The 17526-nt window shown below is 57.5% G+C and carries 20 protein-coding genes; 15 read left to right on the forward strand and 5 right to left on the reverse strand.

The window, feature by feature from the left end; genetic code table 11:
- Positions 1–148 precede the first annotated feature (148 nt).
- The 10 genes from AC2FAK_RS20550 (at position 149) to AC2FAK_RS20595 (ending at position 9397) form a co-directional block, all read left to right on the forward strand.
- Entirely contained in the window at positions 149–463 is a 315-nt protein-coding gene (locus AC2FAK_RS20550) for a type II toxin-antitoxin system HigB family toxin (protein WP_020684666.1), read from the forward strand.
- Positions 463–879, forward strand: a complete 417-nt coding sequence (locus AC2FAK_RS20555; protein ID WP_028027984.1) for a helix-turn-helix domain-containing protein — start codon at positions 463–465, stop codon at positions 877–879. The genes AC2FAK_RS20550 and AC2FAK_RS20555 overlap by 1 nt, the downstream gene beginning before the upstream one ends.
- A 146-nt stretch (positions 880–1025) precedes the next feature.
- Positions 1026–1124: an ilvB operon leader peptide IvbL gene (gene ivbL, locus AC2FAK_RS20560; RefSeq protein ID WP_071830013.1), complete on the forward strand. Its 99-nt coding sequence runs from the start codon at positions 1026–1028 to the stop codon at positions 1122–1124.
- A gap of 106 nt (positions 1125–1230) precedes the next feature.
- Entirely contained in the window at positions 1231–2919 is a 1689-nt protein-coding gene (gene ilvB / locus AC2FAK_RS20565) for an acetolactate synthase large subunit (RefSeq protein ID WP_095455663.1), read from the forward strand.
- Positions 2920–2922: 3 nt separating this feature from the next.
- Positions 2923–3210 carry an acetolactate synthase small subunit gene (gene ilvN / locus AC2FAK_RS20570; RefSeq protein WP_001171659.1) on the forward strand — a complete coding sequence of 96 codons (288 nt, stop codon included), beginning with the start codon at positions 2923–2925 and terminating at the stop codon, positions 3208–3210.
- Between the two features lie 82 nt (positions 3211–3292).
- Entirely contained in the window at positions 3293–3886 is a 594-nt protein-coding gene (uhpA, locus tag AC2FAK_RS20575; protein WP_013094809.1) for a response regulator transcription factor UhpA, read from the forward strand.
- Positions 3883–5388, forward strand: a complete 1506-nt coding sequence (gene uhpB / locus AC2FAK_RS20580) for a signal transduction histidine-protein kinase/phosphatase UhpB (RefSeq protein ID WP_013094810.1) — start codon at positions 3883–3885, stop codon at positions 5386–5388. Before uhpA ends, uhpB begins: the two co-directional genes overlap by 4 nt.
- Positions 5381–6700: an MFS transporter gene (gene uhpC, locus AC2FAK_RS20585; protein ID WP_045901857.1), complete on the forward strand. Its 1320-nt coding sequence runs from the start codon at positions 5381–5383 to the stop codon at positions 6698–6700. The genes uhpB and uhpC overlap by 8 nt, the downstream gene beginning before the upstream one ends.
- 140 nt (positions 6701–6840) lie before the next feature.
- Positions 6841–8232 carry a hexose-6-phosphate:phosphate antiporter gene (gene uhpT / locus AC2FAK_RS20590; protein ID WP_013094812.1) on the forward strand — a complete coding sequence of 464 codons (1392 nt, stop codon included), beginning with the start codon at positions 6841–6843 and terminating at the stop codon, positions 8230–8232.
- A gap of 160 nt (positions 8233–8392) precedes the next feature.
- Entirely contained in the window at positions 8393–9397 is a 1005-nt protein-coding gene (locus tag AC2FAK_RS20595; protein ID WP_095455664.1) for an alpha/beta fold hydrolase, read from the forward strand.
- Here the strand turns inward: AC2FAK_RS20595 and AC2FAK_RS20600 are convergent.
- Positions 9385–10287 (reverse strand): LysR family transcriptional regulator, encoded by a 903-nt coding sequence (locus tag AC2FAK_RS20600; protein ID WP_095455665.1) that lies wholly within the window; start codon positions 10285–10287, stop codon positions 9385–9387. The two genes, AC2FAK_RS20595 and AC2FAK_RS20600, sit on opposite strands and share 13 nt — an antisense overlap.
- 99 nt (positions 10288–10386) lie before the next feature.
- On the opposite strand from AC2FAK_RS20600, the gene AC2FAK_RS20605 reads away from it, so the two are divergent.
- The 5 genes from AC2FAK_RS20605 to AC2FAK_RS20625 all read left to right on the forward strand — a co-directional run bounded on the left by AC2FAK_RS20605 (position 10387) and on the right by AC2FAK_RS20625 (position 13288).
- Positions 10387–10839, forward strand: coding sequence for a DUF1198 domain-containing protein (locus AC2FAK_RS20605; protein WP_014830062.1), 453 nt, complete (start codon positions 10387–10389; stop codon positions 10837–10839).
- A gap of 96 nt (positions 10840–10935) precedes the next feature.
- Positions 10936–11463, forward strand: a complete 528-nt coding sequence (locus AC2FAK_RS20610) for an SRPBCC domain-containing protein (RefSeq protein WP_058681575.1) — start codon at positions 10936–10938, stop codon at positions 11461–11463.
- Positions 11464–11527: 64 nt separating this feature from the next.
- Positions 11528–12718: a purine ribonucleoside efflux pump NepI gene (gene nepI / locus AC2FAK_RS20615; protein ID WP_038418265.1), complete on the forward strand. Its 1191-nt coding sequence runs from the start codon at positions 11528–11530 to the stop codon at positions 12716–12718.
- A 56-nt stretch (positions 12719–12774) separates the two neighbouring features.
- Positions 12775–13047 (forward strand): type II toxin-antitoxin system Phd/YefM family antitoxin, encoded by a 273-nt coding sequence (locus AC2FAK_RS20620; RefSeq protein WP_041911702.1) that lies wholly within the window; start codon positions 12775–12777, stop codon positions 13045–13047.
- On the forward strand, positions 13022–13288 hold the full coding sequence (locus AC2FAK_RS20625) for a Txe/YoeB family addiction module toxin (RefSeq protein ID WP_020686436.1): 267 nt from the start codon (positions 13022–13024) through the stop codon (positions 13286–13288). The genes AC2FAK_RS20620 and AC2FAK_RS20625 overlap by 26 nt, the downstream gene beginning before the upstream one ends.
- Before the next feature lies 1 nt (position 13289).
- Here AC2FAK_RS20625 and AC2FAK_RS20630 read toward each other — a convergent pair whose 3' ends face one another.
- From AC2FAK_RS20630 to AC2FAK_RS20645, 4 genes are all read right to left on the reverse strand, one after another.
- On the reverse strand, positions 13290–14195 hold the full coding sequence (locus AC2FAK_RS20630; protein ID WP_095455666.1) for an EamA family transporter: 906 nt from the start codon (positions 14193–14195) through the stop codon (positions 13290–13292).
- 125 nt (positions 14196–14320) lie between these two features.
- A complete protein-coding gene (locus tag AC2FAK_RS20635) occupies positions 14321–15700 on the reverse strand; it encodes a carbohydrate porin (protein WP_013094819.1) in 1380 nt (459 codons plus the stop codon).
- Positions 15701–15834: 134 nt separating this feature from the next.
- The gene (locus AC2FAK_RS20640) at positions 15835–16137 is read right to left on the reverse strand and encodes a PTS lactose/cellobiose transporter subunit IIA (RefSeq protein WP_008500136.1); all 303 of its coding nucleotides are present in this window, start codon (positions 16135–16137) and stop codon (positions 15835–15837) included.
- Positions 16138–16148: 11 nt separating this feature from the next.
- Positions 16149–17522, reverse strand: coding sequence for a glycoside hydrolase family 1 protein (locus AC2FAK_RS20645; protein ID WP_013094820.1), 1374 nt, complete (start codon positions 17520–17522; stop codon positions 16149–16151).
- Positions 17523–17526 lie beyond the last annotated feature (4 nt).

The raw sequence follows: 17526 nt of genomic DNA on the forward strand, positions 1-17526 counted from the left end.
GCGGCAACCAACCGCAAAACCCTGAAAAAACCTCGCTCCGGCGGGGTTTTTTGTTTTCTGCTTTCTGTACCGAACGGGATTCTTGTTGACTTATTGGCAACGACTGCTATTGTTGCCATAATGGCAACGGACGCGGCAGGCATGCAGTATGCATTTAATCTCGATGAAGGCAATTTTGGATGCGGTTATCCAGTTTCCGCAGCACAGGGAAGAACTCCTCGTTTTGGGACGCACTCTTGAAAAGAGTCATTGCCCAACACCTGCTGCGTTAAAAAAACTATTTCCGACGCTGGATAACTTCAAGTATCTGGATAAGCATTATGTTATTGATATTGCGAACAACAATCTTAGGGTAGTGGCTCTCATATTCTTTGAAAGCCAAAAGTTTTATGTGCGCCATGTTTTTACTCATAAGGAATATGACCGTTTTACGGAAAAACATCGCACTAAGGGGAAGAAATGATGATCGTCGCTGATGCAATGAAAGCTACGCATGCCCTTGTTGAGGCCGTTCCTCTATTGGGAGAGCAGCCGAGCGAGAAAGATTATAACGATGCACTGGAGTTGGTTGAGTATCTGCTTATTAACGAACCTAATAGCCCATTGCTGGATATCGTGTGCGCCAGAATCAGCCGTTACGAAGCCAATCGGCCAGAGATCGTCGCGTTACGCAAGGAGATGGAACTCGTGCCTGTCGGTATCGCGGTTTTAAGAACCTTGATGGATCAGTATAAACTGACAACATCTGATTTTCAGGATGAAATTGGTAGTAAATCAATGGTTTCAAGGGTTCTGAATGGTCAGCGACAGCTTACTCTGAACCATATTAAAAAGCTGGCGTCCAGATTTGGTGTTTCACCAGCACTATTTATTGAATAAGGCAAAACGGCTTTTTTGCTTTCATCACCCAACAAACGAAACGTGATCCCTGACGCATTTTTGCGCAGATGAAAATATTTCCATTGTCACGCCCGAAAACCTGTGTTTGTATAAATTCAATCAATGATTCCAAACACAGGTCCCCCATGACTGCATCCATGAACACCGCGACCCTACTAAAAACTGCGCAACCAGCCGCAGTGGTCGTCGTGCGTGTGGTGGTGGTCGTCGGCAATGCGCCGTAGGGACTGGATCAACACACGAATCCAAAACCCCGCCGGCGCAAACCGGGCGGGGTTTTTCGTTTAGGACCCTCCCCGGGAAGTCGGCTCAGAAGAAAAGGACTGGAGCATGGCAAGTTCGGGCACAACATCCACCAAGACGCGTTTTACGGGCGCGCAGCTGATTGTTCATTTACTGGAACGACAGGGCATTACCACGGTTGCGGGTATTCCGGGCGGTACGGTGCTGCCGCTGTATGACGCGTTAAGCCAAAGCACGCAGATCCGCCACGTGCTGGCGCGTCACGAGCAGGGAGCGGGTTTTATCGCTCAGGGCATGGCACGTACGCAGGGTAAACCGGCAGTCTGTATGGCCTGTAGCGGTCCGGGGGCGACCAACCTGGTAACCGCCATCGCCGACGCGCGTCTCGACTCCATTCCGCTGATTTGCATTACCGGCCAGGTGCCGTCCTCAATGATCGGTACCGATGCGTTTCAGGAAGTGGATACCTACGGCATCTCTATCCCCATCACCAAACATAACTATTTAGTTCGCAATATTGCCGAGCTTCCTCAGGTTATCAGCGATGCGTTCCGCATTGCGCAGTCCGGTCGCCCAGGCCCGGTGTGGATAGACATTCCTAAGGATGTCCAGACCGCAGAAATTGAGATCGACGTCCTGCCGGAGCCGGGCGAGCGGGCACCCGCGCCAGAATTCAGCGCTGAGAGCGTGCGCGATGCCGCGGCCATGATCAACGCCGCTAAACGTCCGGTGCTCTATCTGGGCGGCGGGGCAATCAATGCCGCAGATGAAATCCGTCAGTTCGCTGAAAAAGCCAACCTGCCTACCACCATGACCCTGATGGCGCTCGGCATGCTGCCCAAAGCACACCCGCTGTCATTAGGAATGCTGGGCATGCACGGCGCGCGCAGCACTAACTACATCCTGCAAGAGGCGGATTTGCTGATTGTGATGGGCGCGCGTTTTGATGACCGGGCGATTGGTAAAACCGAGCAGTTCTGCCCGAACGCAAAAATCATTCACGTGGATATCGACCGCGCCGAGCTGGGTAAAATCAAACAACCGCACGTGGCGATTCAGGGGGACGTGGCCGACGTGCTGGCACAGCTGATCCCGCAAACGGACGCAACTGATCGCGCCGACTGGCGTCAGATGGTGGCGGATCTGCAACGCGAGTTCCCGGGCGCGATCCCAACCGAAGGCGACCCGCTGAGCCACTACGGGCTGATTAACGCCGTGGCCGCCTGCGTGGACGACAGCGCGATTATTACCACCGACGTTGGGCAGCACCAGATGTGGACCGCCCAGGCCTATCCGCTGAACCGTCCGCGTCAGTGGCTGACCTCCGGTGGCCTGGGAACCATGGGCTTTGGTCTGCCTGCGGCAGTTGGTGCGGCGCTGGCGAACCCGGACCGCAAGGTGATCTGCTTCTCCGGTGACGGCAGCCTGATGATGAACATTCAGGAGATGGCCACCGCGGCCGAAAATCAGTTAGACGTTAAAATCATCCTGATGAACAACGAGGCGCTGGGGCTGGTACACCAGCAGCAGAGCCTGTTCTACAAGCAGGGGGTGTTTGCGGCAACCTATCCGGGGATGATTAACTTCATGCAAATTGCCGCCGGTTTTGGCCTGCATACCTGCGATCTGAACGCAGAAGAGGACGTCCACGCAGCGCTGCAGGCGGCGATCTCTCGTCCGGGCCCGGCGCTGATCCACGTCCGTATCGACCCTGAACAAAAAGTGTATCCGATGGTGCCGCCGGGTGCGGCAAATACTGAGATGGTGGGGGAATAAGCCATGCAGAAACAACATGAAAACGTCATTCTGGAACTCACCGTCCGCAACCACCCTGGCGTCATGACCCACGTCTGCGGGCTGTTTGCCCGTCGCGCGTTTAACGTCGAAGGCATTCTCTGTCTGCCGATTCAGGGCAGCGAGCACAGCCGCATCTGGCTACTGGTCAATGACGATCAGCGTCTGGAGCAGATGATGGCCCAGATCGACAAGCTGGAAGACGTCACCAGAGTGGCGCGCAACCAGTCCGATCCCACCATGTTTAACAAAATTGCGGTGTTCTTCGAATAGATCGCTTAAGGTAAGCGTCTTTCGCTCTTGTAGGCCGGATAAGCGCAGCGCCATCCGGCGTTTTCAGACCGCAGGAACAGACATGACCACCATCGCTCTCATCGACGACCACCTTATCGTTCGCTCCGGCTTTGCCCAGCTTTTAAACCTCGAACCGGATTTTCAGGTGGTGGCAGAGTTCGGCTCGGGGCGCGAGGCGCTGGCGGGCCTGCCGGGGCGTGGCGTACAGGTCTGTATCTGTGACATCTCAATGCCAGATCTCTCCGGACTGGAGCTGCTAAGTCAGTTACCGAAAGGGATGGCGATTATCATGCTCTCGGTTCATGACAGCCCGGCGCTGGTGGAGCAGGCGCTCAACGCGGGGGCGCGCGGATTTCTCTCTAAACGCTGTAGCCCGGACGAGCTGATTGCCGCCGTGCGCACCGTCTCGACGGGCGGCTGCTACCTGACGCCGGATATCGCCCTCAAGCTGGCGGCCGGACGTCAGGATCCGCTTACCCGGCGTGAGCGTCAGGTGGCAGAAAAACTCGCGCAGGGGATGGCGGTGAAAGAGATTGCCGCCGAACTGGGTTTGTCGCCCAAAACAGTGCACGTTCACCGCGCTAACCTGATGGAAAAACTCGGCGTCAGCAACGATGTCGAGCTGGCGCGCCGTATGTTCGATAGCTGGCAATGAACCCGTTGATTTCGCGGCTGATCGCCGTTGTTGCCAGCTTTTTTATCTTCTCTGCCGCCTGGTTCTGTCTGTGGAGCATCAGCCTGCATCTGGTGGAACGCCCGGAGCTGGCGGTGCTGCTGTTTCCCTTTGGCCTGCGTCTGGGGCTGATGTTGCAATGCCCGCGCGGCTACTGGCCGGTTTTGTTGGGCGCAGAGTGGCTGATGCTGATCTGGTTGTCGCAGGAGGTCGCCCTCGCGCATCTGCCCTTATTGATGACCGGAAGCCTGCTCACGCTCCTCCCGGTTGCGTTGATTTCCCGCTATCGTCACCAGCGCGACTGGCGCACGCTGCTGCGCCAGGGGGCGGCGCTGATTGCTGCCGCGCTGCTGCAATCCCTGCCGTGGGTAGGCGAAAAGGAGATGCTTAACGCCCTGCTGCTGACCCTGACCGGCGGCCTGACGCTGGCACCCACCTGTCTGGTTTTCTGGCACTATCTCACCAGCACTGTCTGGCAGCCGCTCGGACCATCGCTGGTCTCCCAGCCGGTTAACTGGCGCGCCCGACATCTCATCTGGTATCTGCTGCTGTTTGTGGTGAGCCTGTGGCTGCAGCTTGGCCTGCCTGCTGAGCTTTCCCGTTTTACCCCGTTTTGTCTGGCGCTGCCGATCATTGCTCTCGCCTGGCATTACGGCTGGCAGGGGGCGCTGATCGCCACACTGATGAACGCCATCGCGCTGATTGCCAGCCAGACCTGGCACGATCACCCGGTCGATTTACTGCTCTCTCTGCTGGCGCAGAGCCTGACCGGGCTGCTGCTCGGGGCAGGTATTCAGCGCCTGCGTGAGCTGAACCAGTCCCTGCAAACCGAACTGTCGCGCAATCGCCGCCTGGCAGAACGCCTGCTGGAGACCGAAGAGAGCGTGCGCCAGGAGGTGGCGCGCGAACTGCACGACGACATCGGCCAGACCATTACCGCCATTCGCACCCAGGCGGGTATCGTCCAGCGTCTGGCGGCGGACAACGCCGGAGTGAAGCAGGGCGGGGCGCATATCGAACAGCTCTCTCTTGGCGTGTACGATTCGGTGCGTCGCCTGCTGGGCAGGCTCCGTCCGCGCCAGCTGGACGATCTCTCTCTGGAACAGGCGGTGCGCTCCCTGATGCGCGAGATGGAGCTGGAAAGCCGCGGAATTGTCAGCCATCTCGACTGGCGCATTGATGAATCATTGCTGAGTGAAGGCCAGCGCGTCACGCTGTTCCGCGTCTGTCAGGAAGGGCTGAACAATATCGTCAAACACGCCAACGCCAGCGCGGTGACGCTGCAGGGCTGGCAGCAGGATGAAAGCCTCAGGCTGGTGATTGAGGACGACGGCTGCGGCCTGCCGCCGGGCTCGGGGCAGCAGGGCTTTGGCCTGGCGGGCATGCGCGAGCGCGTGAAGGCGCTGGGCGGCACGCTGAATATCTCCTGCACCCACGGGACGCGCGTCAGCGTCAGCCTGCCGCTAAGGAGCCATCATGTTTAAAACCCCCGCAAACGCCGCGCCGATAGGCAACAAAGCGGAGATCGACGCCCGCTACCGCTACTGGCGTCGTCATATCCTGATCACTATCTGGCTCGGCTACGCGTTGTTCTACTTTACCCGCAAAAGTTTCAACGCCGCCGCGCCGGAAATCCTTGCCAGCGGCGTGATGATGCGCACCGATATCGGCCTGCTGGCGACGCTGTTCTACATCACCTACGGCCTGTCGAAGTTCTTCTCCGGCATCGTCAGCGACCGCTCCAACGCCCGCTATTTTATGGGTTTTGGACTAATCGCCACCGGCGTGGTGAACATTCTGTTTGGCTTTTCCACCTCGCTCTGGGCGTTTGCCCTGCTGTGGGCGTTGAACGCCTTTTTCCAGGGCTGGGGCGCGCCGGTCTGCGCCCGCCTGCTCACGGCGTGGTATTCGCGCAACGAGCGCGGCGGCTGGTGGGCTATCTGGAACACCGCGCATAACGTCGGTGGCGCGCTGATCCCAATGGTGGTGGGCGCAGCGGCGCTGCACTACGGCTGGCGCGCGGGGATGATGATTGCCGGTGGTCTGGCGATCCTGGCCGGGTTGTTCCTCTGCTGGCGGCTGCGCGACAGGCCACAAACCGTGGGGCTGCCCGCGGTGGGCGACTGGCGGCACGATGAAATGGAAGTGGCGCAACAGCTTGAGGGGGCGGGGCTGACGCGCAAAGAGATCCTCACCAAATACGTGCTGTTAAACCCGTATATCTGGCTGCTGTCGCTTTGCTACGTGCTGGTCTACGTGGTGCGCGCGGCCATCAACGACTGGGGTAACCTGTACATGTCCGAGACGCTGGGGGTGGACCTGGTGACCGCCAACTCGGCGGTGACGATGTTCGAGCTGGGCGGGTTTATCGGCGCGCTGGTGGCGGGCTGGGGCTCGGATAAGCTCTTCAACGGCAACCGTGGCCCAATGAACCTCATCTTTGCGGCAGGAATCTTACTCTCCGTCGGTTCGCTGTGGCTGATGCCGTTCGCCAGCTACGTGATGCAGGCGGCGTGCTTCTTTACCATCGGCTTCTTCGTGTTTGGCCCGCAGATGCTGATCGGCATGGCGGCGGCAGAATGCTCGCATAAAGAGGCGGCGGGTGCGGCGACGGGCTTCGTCGGGTTGTTCGCCTACCTGGGCGCGTCCCTCTCCGGCTGGCCGCTGGCGCGGGTGATCGACATCTGGCACTGGAGCGGTTTCTTTGCCGTGATCGCCATCGCGGCGGGGATATCGGCCCTGCTGCTGCTGCCGTTTTTGCATGCGCAGGCGCCGCGTGAAGCCAGTGTGATGTGATGCGCCTCACCTTTTCATCCCGAGTGGCGCAAAACTAAGAAATTTTCCCGGTTTTACCTGGACGCTGTCTCAGGCATCTCTCCTGGCTGATTTTTACAATGCCTGCCATTCGCAGGTAAAAATCAGCTCAGGAGCAAACCATGCTGGCCTTCCTTAATCAGGTGCGCAAGCCGACCCTGGATCTGCCGCTCGACGTGCGGCGCAAAATGTGGTTCAAACCGTTCATGCAGTCCTATCTGGTGGTCTTTATCGGCTACCTGACCATGTACCTGATCCGCAAAAACTTTAACATCGCGCAGAACGACATGATCTCCACCTACGGGCTGAGCATGACGCAGCTGGGGATGATTGGCCTGGGCTTCTCCATCACCTACGGCGTGGGCAAAACCGTTGTCTCGTACTATGCAGACGGCAAAAACACCAAGCAATTCCTGCCGTTTATGCTGATCCTCTCCGCCATCTGTATGCTCGGCTTCAGCGCCAGCATGGGCGCGGGCTCCGTCAGCCTGTTCCTGATGATCGCCTTCTACGCCCTGAGCGGTTTCTTCCAGAGTACCGGTGGGTCGTGCAGCTACTCCACCATCACCAAATGGACCCCGCGCCGTAAGCGTGGTTCATACCTTGGTATGTGGAACATCTCCCACAACCTCGGCGGGGCGGGGGCAGCAGGCGTGGCGCTGTTCGGTGCTAACTACCTGTTTGACGGTCACGTCATCGGCATGTTTATCTTCCCGTCGATTATCGCCCTGATTGTCGGCTTTATCGGTCTGCGTTTTGGCAGCGACTCTCCGGAATCTTACGGCCTCGGCAAAGCCGAAGAGCTGTTCGGCGAGGCGATCAGCGAAGAGGACAAAGAGACCGAAGAGAATGAGATGACAAAATGGCAGATCTTTGTTGAGTACGTGCTGAAAAACAAAGTGATCTGGCTGCTCTGCTTCTCCAACATTTTCCTGTACGTGGTGCGCATCGGTATTGACCAGTGGTCGACTGTGTATGCCTTCCAGGAGCTGAAGCTCTCTAAAGAAGTCGCGATTCAGGGCTTTACCCTGTTTGAAGTGGGTGCGCTGGTCGGTACGCTGCTGTGGGGCTGGCTCTCTGATCTTGCCAACGGTCGTCGTGCGCTGGTGGCCTGCGTCGCGCTGGCGCTGATTATCGCTACCCTGGGCGTCTACCAGCACGCCAGCAACCAGTACGTTTACCTGGCGTCTCTGTTTGCGCTCGGCTTCCTGGTGTTTGGTCCACAGCTGTTGATCGGCGTAGCGGCGGTAGGTTTTGTACCGAAAAAAGCGATCGGCGCCGCCGATGGGATTAAAGGCACCTTCGCCTACCTGATTGGCGACAGCTTCGCCAAGCTGGGTCTGGGGATGATTGCCGACGGCACGCCGATTTTCGGCCTCACCGGCTGGGCAGGCACCTTTGCGGCGCTGGATGCCGCCGCCATCGGCTGTATCGTCCTGATGGCAATGGTTGCGGTGCTCGAAGAACGTAAAATTCGCCGTGAAAATCGTGTGCAGAAATTAAAAGCAGCCTGAGTGTGCAGGTGACTTCTTTGCCCGGTGTGTGATGCCGGGCTTTTTTGTTTTAAATTCCAGTTTTTACCCCGCTTTACACAATCGCCCCTCTCCTTGCTCTACAGTTTTTTTACTGCCGCCTTTCGCGCAGCCTTATTCCTTTTGCTATGGGAGAGCTTGCATGTTGACCCGACGATTATCCTGCCTGGCGCTGTTGATGGCGCTGGCAACCCCCGCAATGGCTACGGATGCGCCCACCTACGGCGAGAAGCTGGAAGGTTTCGACTACGGCTGGCCGGTAAAACACTTTACGTTTACCTCCCAGGAACAGTCTCTGGATATGGCTTATCTGGACATGAAGCCGGAAAAACCCAACGGCCGCACCGTGGTGCTGATGCACGGCAAAAACTTCTGCGCCGGTACCTGGGACGGCACTATCCGTGCGCTCTCAGCCAGCGGTTATCGGGTGATCGCTCCCGACCAGATTGGCTTTTGTAAATCCACCAAACCGGAGCACTATCAGTACACCTTTCAGCAGCTGGCGGATAACACCCACGCCTTGCTGAAAACGCTCGGCGTCGATCGCGTGACGGTTATCGGCCACTCGACCGGAGGGATGCTGGCGACCCGCTACGCGCTGATGTGGCCGCAGCAGGTGGAGCAGCTGGTGATGGTCAACCCCATTGGTCTGGAAGACTGGAAAGCACGCGGTGTGCCGCATATTACGGTCGATCAGTGGTACCAGCGCGAGCTGAAGGTCAGCGCCGACGGCATTCGTCAGTACGAGAAAAATACCTACTACGCCGGAGAGTGGAAGCCGGAGTACGAGCGTTGGGTCACCATGCTTGCCGGGCTGAACAACGGGCCGGGAAAAGAACGTGTGGCCTGGAACTCGGCGCTGCTCTACGACATGATTTACACCCAGCCGGTGATCTACGAATTTAGTGAACTAAAGATGCCGGTATTATTGATGATCGGCACGAAGGACAACACCGCCATCGGGAAAGATCTCGCCCCGCCTGAGATCCGCAAAACGCTCGGCAACTATGCGGTGCTGGGGAAGGAGACGGCGAAACGCATCCCGCACGCGACGCTGGTCGAGTTCAACGACATGGGGCACGCGCCGCAGATGCAGGATCCTGCACGCTTCCACGAGGCACTGCTGAAAGGGCTTCAGGCGCGCTGACAGGTTTCCAGCAACAACCCGCGCAGCCACATCTGCGCGGGATTACGGTGTGTTCTTGCGTGCCAGGCCATGCACTTGGTGAAACCCGGCACCGGAACCGGTGTGTCGCAGACAAACATTCCTGTCTGGTTTTCCGCTATCCGTGACGGTACCACGGCGATCATATCGCTTATCGCCAGTACATCCGGCAGTACCAGGAAGTTGCTCACCGATAACCCCACGTGCCGCGTCCGGCCCATTTTTTCCAGCGCGCCATCCGTCACGCCGCGAAAACTGTCACCCTCATAAGAGACCAGCACGTGCTCAAGGGCGCAAAAGCGCGCCAGAGAGAGCGGTTTGCCCGCGTCCGGGTGGTCGGCACGCATCATGCAAACGTACCGTTCATCATAAAGCGCCCGGCTGTGCAGGTCGTCTGGCGTGGTGTGGGGCGTGATCAGCGCCACGTCAACGTTCCCGCGTTCAAGCTGGTTCATCATCCGCTCGGAATCGACAGGTATAACCCGCACGCGTATTGCCGGTGCCCGCACCTTCAGTGCCGCGATAAACGGCACCGCGATCGCGCGGAGCGCGTAATCGGTGGCAGCAAGCGTGAAGGTGAGGGTGGCCTGCAGTGGGTCAAACGCCACCGGCTGCAGCAGGAGGTCGATATCTGCCAGGATGCGCTTCACCGGCGCGGCCAGCTCTTCCGCACGCGTCGTGGGTACGATACCGTGGGGCGCACGGATAAACAGCGGGTCGTCGAAGTAATCCCGCAGGCGGTTCAGCATGCCGCTGACCGCCGGCTGGGTCAGGGCCAGACGCGTCGCCGCGCGGGTGACGCTGCGTTCATCCAGCAGGGCGTCGAGCGTTTTCAGCAGGTTAAGATCCAGCGTGCGCAGATCCGTTTTCATGACGATGTTCTACCTTTTTTCAGTTCACTATTATGGCCGTGCCCGCTGTCGATACCCTGCGTTTCCCGCTATGATGAGCGGCTATTCAAAGGAGAACGCATGGTCTGGATAATGCTGGCAACGCTTGCCGTGGTGTTTGTGGTTGGGTTTCGTGTCCTGACCTCGGATTCCCGCCGCGCCATCAAACGCTTGAGCGAACGGCTGGGTATCACCCCGATGCCGGTAGAATCGATGATCGATCAGTTCGGTAAAACGCCCGGCAATGAGTTTATCCGCTATCTTGAACGCCCGGACGAGGCGCATCTGCAAAACGCTGCCCAGGTGCTGCTCATCTGGCAGGTCTGTATCGTCGACGGTAGCGAAGAGAATCTCCACACCTGGCACCGCATGCTGCGTAAAGCCCGTCTGGCCGCGCCGATCACCGATGCGCAAATCCGCCTCGCCCTCGGCTTTATGCGCGAGATGGAGCCGGATCCGCAGGAGCTGAACGCTTTCCAGCTGCGTTACAACCAGCTTTTTCTGCCGGAAGAGGGAGTGTTTTACCTGCACTGATATCACGAACCGTGATGATGAGTATAAGGCATCATCATTAGATTTATACCACTCACGGGCGCACCATCACCTCATCCACTCACGATGAGGTGAACCATGAAACAATCCGCCATTATCTGGCCAGACGATTACCTGCCAGGCACTACCGATAACTTTGCATCCAACGAAATCATTGTCGCCGGACTGAGCGCGAAAGCGATCTGGGCGCAGCTCAACGACACTACCCTGTGGCCGAACTACTACAGCAACGCCGAAGATATTCGTTTTCACGACGGCAGCGGTCCGGAACTGAGCGCCAACGCCCGCTTCCGCTTCACGACCTTTGGCTTTCCGGTTGAGGCGCAGGTGACGGAGTATGTTCCGCCGGTCGATGGCGAGGCGGCGCGTATCGCCTGGCACGGCTGGGTGGAAGGGGAGGAGAGCGCGCGTCTGGATGCCTACCACGCCTGGCTGTTTGAAGACTTACCAGGTAACCGCGTCCGTATTTTGACTCAGGAGTCGCAGAAAGGCGTTCCGGCACAGGAATTAGCACGTACCCTACCGAACCCGATGATCAACGCGCACCAGGAGTGGATCGTCGGGCTGGCGAAGGCGGCGATGCAAGAAAAGTTGTCGAAACGTTAAATTCGTCACACTTTTGATGATAAACTGCGCGACTTTCCCGCACGTTTTTATCTCAGGTGACACTATGACAGAACATATCCAGCCCACGACCAGACCGCAGACCAAAGAGGTTTCTCGCCCCAACTGGTCGGCGGTTTTTTCCGTGGCGTTCTGCGTCGCCTGTCTTATTACCGTGGAGTTTTTACCGGTCAGCCTGCTGACGCCGATGGCGCAGGATCTGGGCATTTCCGAAGGCGTGGCAGGGCAGTCCGTTACCGTGACCGCGTTTGTGGCGATGTTTGCCAGCCTGTTTATCACGCAGGTTATTGGCGCGATTGATCGCCGCAAAGTGGTCATTCTCTTCAGCGTGCTCCTGACGCTCTCCTGTCTGCTGGTCTCTTTCGCGGAGAGCTTCACCCTGCTGCTGCTCGGCCGCGCCTGTCTGGGTCTGGGGTTGGGCGGTTTCTGGGCAATGTCCGCCTCGCTCACCATGCGTCTGGTGCCGGCACGCACCGTGCCGAAAGCCCTCTCCGTTATCTTTGGCGCGGTCTCCATCGCGCTGGTGATTGCCGCGCCGCTGGGGAGTTTCCTTGGCGGAATCATCGGCTGGCGTAACGTCTTTAACGCCGCAGCGGTGATGGGTTTTCTCTGTATTCTGTGGGTTTGGAAAGCGCTGCCGTCCCTGCCGGGAGAAGCGGCGCACCACAAACAGAACATGTTCAGTCTGCTTAAGCGCCCCGGCGTGCTGGCGGGGATGACCGCCATCTTCATGGCCTTTGCCGGGCAGTTTGCCTTCTTTACCTATATCCGCCCGGTCTTTATGACCATGGCGGGCTTTGACGTGGATGGCCTGACGCTGGTGCTGCTCAGCTTCGGTATCGCCAGCTTTGTCGGCACCTCGCTGTCGTCTCAGTTCCTGAAGCGCTCCCTGAAAGTGGCGCTTGCTGGCGCCCCGCTGGTACTGGCTGTCAGTGCCGTCGTGCTCATTCTGTGGGGCAGCGACAAATGGGTTGCCTCGGCGATTGCGATTATCTGGGGCTTTGCCTTTGCGCTGGTGCCGGTGGGCTGGTCGACGTGGATCACCCGCTCGCTGGCCGATCAGGCTGAAAAAGCCGGGTCGATTCAGGTGGCGGTGATCCAGCTGGCGAACACCTGCGGAGCGGCGGTGGGCGGCGTGGCGCTCGACCACCTGGGGCTGACGTCACCGCTGGTCATCTCCGGCACGCTGATGCTGCTGACCGCGCTGCTGGTGGCTGGGAAAGTGAAGACGCGCTGATTGATAAATAATCACCTTGCCGATATACTTGTACCGTAACTTGTACAGGAGGAAGTATGCAGGTTGTGACGTTTACCGAAGCGCGAAGCCGACTCAAAGATGTGTTGGACGACGTGAATGACAACGTGGAGACAACCATTATCAGCCGTCGCAACGGTGGTGATGCGGTAGTGATGTCTCTGCAGCACTACAACTCAATGATGGAAACCATCCATCTGATGAGTTCGCCTGCCAACGCCAGCCGACTGATGGAGTCAATCGCACAGGCAAACACGGGAAAAACCACGCAGAGGGATCTGATAGATGACCAGGCTACTGATTTGGACTGATAACGGCTGGGACGATTACCTGTGGTGGCAAGAGCAGGACAAGAAGACGCTTCGCAGAATCAACAAGCTAATTGAAGATGCGAAGCGCCAACCCTTTGACGGCCTGGGTAAGCCGGAACCGCTTAAGGGCAACCTTTCCGGGTACTGGTCCCGCCGGATCAACGACACTGACCGTCTGGTTTACGGCGTGACGGATAGCGCTCTCACCATTCTGATGTGTCGCTATCATTATTATTCATAGATTACGCCGGGGCTTTCACCCGTTTTCTCGAATCCATCGAAATCAACACCACCGACGACACGATCAGCAGCGTGCCCAGCCAGTCCGGCAGGGTAAACGCCACGCCCAGTAAAATCACCGACAGTAACGCGCTGCTCAGCGGCTCGGCGCAGCTCAGAATGCTCGCCTTCGGCCCGCCGATCATCTGCGCGCCTTTCAGGTACAGGCTGAAGGTCAGCGCCGTGCCGATCACCACCAGGTAGAAAAACGCCAGCAGCAGGCTGCCGTCAATAACAAACGCGGTGCCGCGTCCGGCGTAGAACGGCGTCAGCGTTAAGCCGGCGATCAACATACTCCAGCCGACAATCGGCAAGGTGCCGTAACGGGCGATCAGGGTTGACGGATACGTCGTGTAAAACGCCGCGGCAAAGGCCGAGGTAATGCCAAAGAACAAAGCCGCAGGCGAGATGGAGAGTGAAGTGGGGTCGCCGTGGGTGACCAGCAAAAATGTCCCCACCAGTGAGGTCAGGATCGCGGAAAGCACAAACAGACCCGGCCGCTTTTTCCGCGCCAGCGCAAACCACGCCACGATAATCGTCGGTGACAGAAACTGCAGCACGGTGGCCGTAGCTGCGTTGGATTTCTCGATTGTCACCAGGAAGGTGAGCTGCACCGTGAGCGCGCCAGCCAGGGAGAAAAACAGCAGGCTGAGGGCGTCTTTGCGATGTTTGATGACCGAGAAAATTTTGTCGCCGTGAACGAAGGAAAGCGTCAGCAGGATCAGGCCGGTAAACAGCAGGCGAACCATGGTCAGATACGGTGACGAGATCTGGCTTTTCTCCATGATGTACTGCGCGCAAACCCCTGAGCTGCCCCATAAAACGGCGGCAATCAGGACGTTCAGCATCCCTTTACGTGTGGAACCCATGTTCTCCCCTGCGATGTTGTCGTTAATTCGGTCAACAGCATAGCATGATGGGGTGCGGCCTGGTGCCCTCACCCCGACCCTCTCCCACGGGGAGAGGGGGATACACCGTTTTGCTTTTACCTTGCTTAGAACCACGCCTCCCACATCGCGCCGACGTTGAAGTCGTCCAGCGTTTCGTCTTTGGTATTGTTCACGCGGGCGGTACGTTCGTTATCCACTTTGCCGCCGGTGACGTAGAAGCGCAGCATCGGACGGAACTCCGGCCCCATGGCGATAGACATGTTCTGCGACAGGGTCAGCTTCCAGCCCTTGTTGTCGCCGCCGTTGTCGTAATCCACATGCTGCCAGCCTGCTTCCAGCCAGGTGGAGTGGACGTCGTTCCACCAGTGCATCGGACGTACAATGGCGTTGTAGTTCTTACGGTTATCGGTCTTATCACGGCTGTTGTCGTAGTCGTGGAAGGCGAGGATGTACTCCACCTGCGTGGCCTGGGTGAATTTGTACAGCCCTTCGAAGCTGGCATAGACCGTGGTCAGATCCTCGGTTTTATTGAACACGCTGTTGTCCGCGTTATCAGAGTAACGGGCAATCACCTTGTTCACGCCGCTGTCGTTGGTGTGGCTCAGCACCACGCCACCCTGCCAGGCATTCAGACGCTCATCGCTCTCCACCGCTTTTGAATCAAAGCCGTAGTTGGCGTACAGCTCCAGATCCAGCGGACCGACTTTCATGCCGTGGATTTTAGAGGTGGCCGCGTAGTTACCTTTGTCGCCCGTGCCGGACCCGCCGGTACAGGTGATGCGTGACGGGTTGGCTTCATCTTCCATGACTTCCGGGCTACAGGATTCCACCGCCGCCACGGCGGCCACGTCAAACTGCACGCCGCCGATGTCGAAGTTCTTCACCCCGGCGCCCTGGCCGTCGTGGTTCATCCAGAAGTAATCGTTGATGCCCTGCTGCGGACGCTGGTGGAAGTCACGACCGGCCCAGAAGTAGGCGTTCGGGTTGGAGGCCATAATGTTGGTCACCCCCGCGTAGGCTTTTTTCAGGTTAACTTCATCGCCCCAGTGGTCGATCATCACGTTGATGTCCCAGATGGCGCCGTTGTCACCCTTGAAGGCCTTGGAGAGCTGGAATTCACCGCCGTTGCCTTCGTTACCCAGACGACCGATGGCAGATGCCCCGTTATAGGAACCGTCCACCGCCACGTATTTCTGGTCAGCGGCCTGGAAGTGCGCGCCGTAACGGGCATAACCGGTAAATTTAATGCCGAACGGAATAGCCATATCCGGAGATTGCGCCGCGCTTTGCGGCTCCGTCACCACGTCGGCTTTTTTCGCGACCGCGGCATCCATTTTGGCCTGACGCTCCGCGAGGGCTTTATCCACCGCTTTTGCCACAATGGCGTCGATTTGTTCCTGGGTAAATTCCTGTGCGAGTACAGAAATTGGGCAAAGCGCGGCGATAACCGCCATGGTTAATGGAAGTTTTTTTAGGGTAGTCATGGTTATCTCAATATAGTTTAATTTTATTCAGACAATAACCATCCCGCTCCGATCTGACAGAGTATGTCGCTATCATCAGAACAAGTGGATTTCTATTTAAGGTACAGAGGTATTACTCGTTATTTCGCCATAGATTATCTCTGATATAAATGAATAATTTCTTCGGATAATTCACGCGCCAGTAATGAATTCATTAAATGATCTTGCGCGTGCACCATAATTAACGTCATCGGCTGACGGGCTTCACCCGCATCCTGCTCAATGAGTTTGGTCTGCATCTTGTGCGCCTGGCGCGCGTAGCCATCGGCTTCGCGCAGCAGGCTTTTGGCTTCGTCAATGTTGCCCTGCCGCGCAGCGTGCAGTGCTTCAAAGCACAGGCTGCGCGACTGACCCGCATTGACGATGATTTCCATCACGGCTTCTTCCAAGGCAATCATCGTCTTTCTCTCTATTTCTCGAAACTATTATGTAAAGAGGTGGCAGCAAACCACTCTCCGCTCTTTTTAATGGTGCGCTGTTGCGTAGTTAAATCGAGCTGAATAAAGCCATAGCGGTTTTTATACGCATTACACCACGACCAGTTATCAATAAACGTCCACATATGGTAACCAAGACAGTGACACCCTTCGCTAATACCTTTATGCAGCCAGGCTAAATGTCCGGAAATAAAATCGATGCGGTATTGATCGTTGATTTGGCCATTTTCAATAAAACGCTGTTCATTTTCGACGCCCATTCCGTTTTCAGAAATAAAACAGCGTGGGTTGCCGTAATTGTCGCGCAGATTAACCAGAATATCGTAAATACCCGGCTCGTAAATTTCCCAGCCACGGTACGGGTTCATCTTGCGGCCCGGCATCTCGTAGTTATCAAAGAACCACTCCGGCATAAACGGCGCCTGCGGGTTCACCGCGCTGTCGCGACACTTCACGCGACGCGGCTGGTAATAGTTAATGCCGAGCAGGTCGATTTTCCCTTCCGCGATCAGGAAACTGTCCTCCGGTTTACAGGCGGGCAGCTGGTCGTAAGATTTCAGCAGCGCTACCAGATCGGCCGGGTATTCGCCGCGCAGAACCGGGTCCAGAAAGCTGCGGTTGAACATCAGATCCGCAATGTGCGCCGCCTTCACGTCCGCCGGGTTTTGCGAGCGCGGGTAGGACGGCGTCAGGTTGAGCACGATGCCGATCTCACCTGCGTAATGTCCGGCGCGGTAGGCCTGGACAGCCTTCGCGTGGGCCAGCACGGTGTGATACGCCACGGTGGCCGCCCGACGGAAATCCACCACGTTGGGGTAGTGGAAATCGTACAGATAACCGCCTTCAACCGGGACAATCGGCTCGTTGAAGGTAAACCAGTGCAGCACGCGGTCGCCAAACAGGTCGAAGCAAATCTGCGCATAGCGGGCGTAAGCGTCCACCACCTCCCGGTTTTCCCAGCCGCCAATCTCCTGCATCGCCATCGGCATGTCGAAATGGAACAGGGTGATAAACGGCGTAATGCCCTGCTCGATCAGCTCATCAATGACCTGGTTATAAAATTCGACCGCCTTTGGATTCACTTCACCGATACCGTCGGGGATCAGACGCGCCCAGCTTATAGAAGTGCGAAAGCTGTTGTGGTTCAGCTGCTTTAACAGCTGAATGTCCGTTTTCCAGTGCTGATAAAACGTGGAGGTATGCTGCGGCCCCACGCCGTTGTGAAAACGGTTCGGCTCGCGGGCAAACCAGTAATCCCATGTGGTTTCACCCTCTCGTGTCCCTTCGGTCTGGAGAGCAGAGCTTGCGCTGCCCCACCAGAAATTATCGGGAAATGTATATTTCATGACG

Source organism: Enterobacter cloacae complex sp. 394F7 (genome assembly GCF_057320385.1).

Excerpts from the sequence above, each read along its gene's own strand:
- AC2FAK_RS20550 (WP_020684666.1), top strand. The coding sequence starts at position 149 with ATGCATTTAATCTCGATGAAGGCAATTTTGGATGCGGTTATCCAGTTT.
- AC2FAK_RS20555 (WP_028027984.1), top strand. The coding sequence starts at position 463 with ATGATCGTCGCTGATGCAATGAAAGCTACGCATGCCCTTGTTGAGGCC.
- ivbL (WP_071830013.1), top strand. The coding sequence starts at position 1,026 with ATGACTGCATCCATGAACACCGCGACCCTACTAAAAACTGCGCAACCA.
- ilvB (WP_095455663.1), top strand. The coding sequence starts at position 1,231 with ATGGCAAGTTCGGGCACAACATCCACCAAGACGCGTTTTACGGGCGCG.
- ilvN (WP_001171659.1), top strand. The coding sequence starts at position 2,923 with ATGCAGAAACAACATGAAAACGTCATTCTGGAACTCACCGTCCGCAAC.
- uhpA (WP_013094809.1), top strand. The coding sequence starts at position 3,293 with ATGACCACCATCGCTCTCATCGACGACCACCTTATCGTTCGCTCCGGC.
- uhpB (WP_013094810.1), top strand. The coding sequence starts at position 3,883 with ATGAACCCGTTGATTTCGCGGCTGATCGCCGTTGTTGCCAGCTTTTTT.
- uhpC (WP_045901857.1), top strand. The coding sequence starts at position 5,381 with ATGTTTAAAACCCCCGCAAACGCCGCGCCGATAGGCAACAAAGCGGAG.
- uhpT (WP_013094812.1), top strand. The coding sequence starts at position 6,841 with ATGCTGGCCTTCCTTAATCAGGTGCGCAAGCCGACCCTGGATCTGCCG.
- AC2FAK_RS20595 (WP_095455664.1), top strand. The coding sequence starts at position 8,393 with ATGTTGACCCGACGATTATCCTGCCTGGCGCTGTTGATGGCGCTGGCA.
- AC2FAK_RS20600 (WP_095455665.1), bottom strand. The coding sequence starts at position 10,287 with ATGAAAACGGATCTGCGCACGCTGGATCTTAACCTGCTGAAAACGCTC.
- AC2FAK_RS20605 (WP_014830062.1), top strand. The coding sequence starts at position 10,387 with ATGGTCTGGATAATGCTGGCAACGCTTGCCGTGGTGTTTGTGGTTGGG.
- AC2FAK_RS20610 (WP_058681575.1), top strand. The coding sequence starts at position 10,936 with ATGAAACAATCCGCCATTATCTGGCCAGACGATTACCTGCCAGGCACT.
- nepI (WP_038418265.1), top strand. The coding sequence starts at position 11,528 with ATGACAGAACATATCCAGCCCACGACCAGACCGCAGACCAAAGAGGTT.
- AC2FAK_RS20620 (WP_041911702.1), top strand. The coding sequence starts at position 12,775 with ATGCAGGTTGTGACGTTTACCGAAGCGCGAAGCCGACTCAAAGATGTG.
- AC2FAK_RS20625 (WP_020686436.1), top strand. The coding sequence starts at position 13,022 with ATGACCAGGCTACTGATTTGGACTGATAACGGCTGGGACGATTACCTG.
- AC2FAK_RS20630 (WP_095455666.1), bottom strand. The coding sequence starts at position 14,195 with ATGGGTTCCACACGTAAAGGGATGCTGAACGTCCTGATTGCCGCCGTT.
- AC2FAK_RS20635 (WP_013094819.1), bottom strand. The coding sequence starts at position 15,700 with ATGACTACCCTAAAAAAACTTCCATTAACCATGGCGGTTATCGCCGCG.
- AC2FAK_RS20640 (WP_008500136.1), bottom strand. The coding sequence starts at position 16,137 with ATGATTGCCTTGGAAGAAGCCGTGATGGAAATCATCGTCAATGCGGGT.
- AC2FAK_RS20645 (WP_013094820.1), bottom strand. The coding sequence starts at position 17,522 with ATGAAATATACATTTCCCGATAATTTCTGGTGGGGCAGCGCAAGCTCT.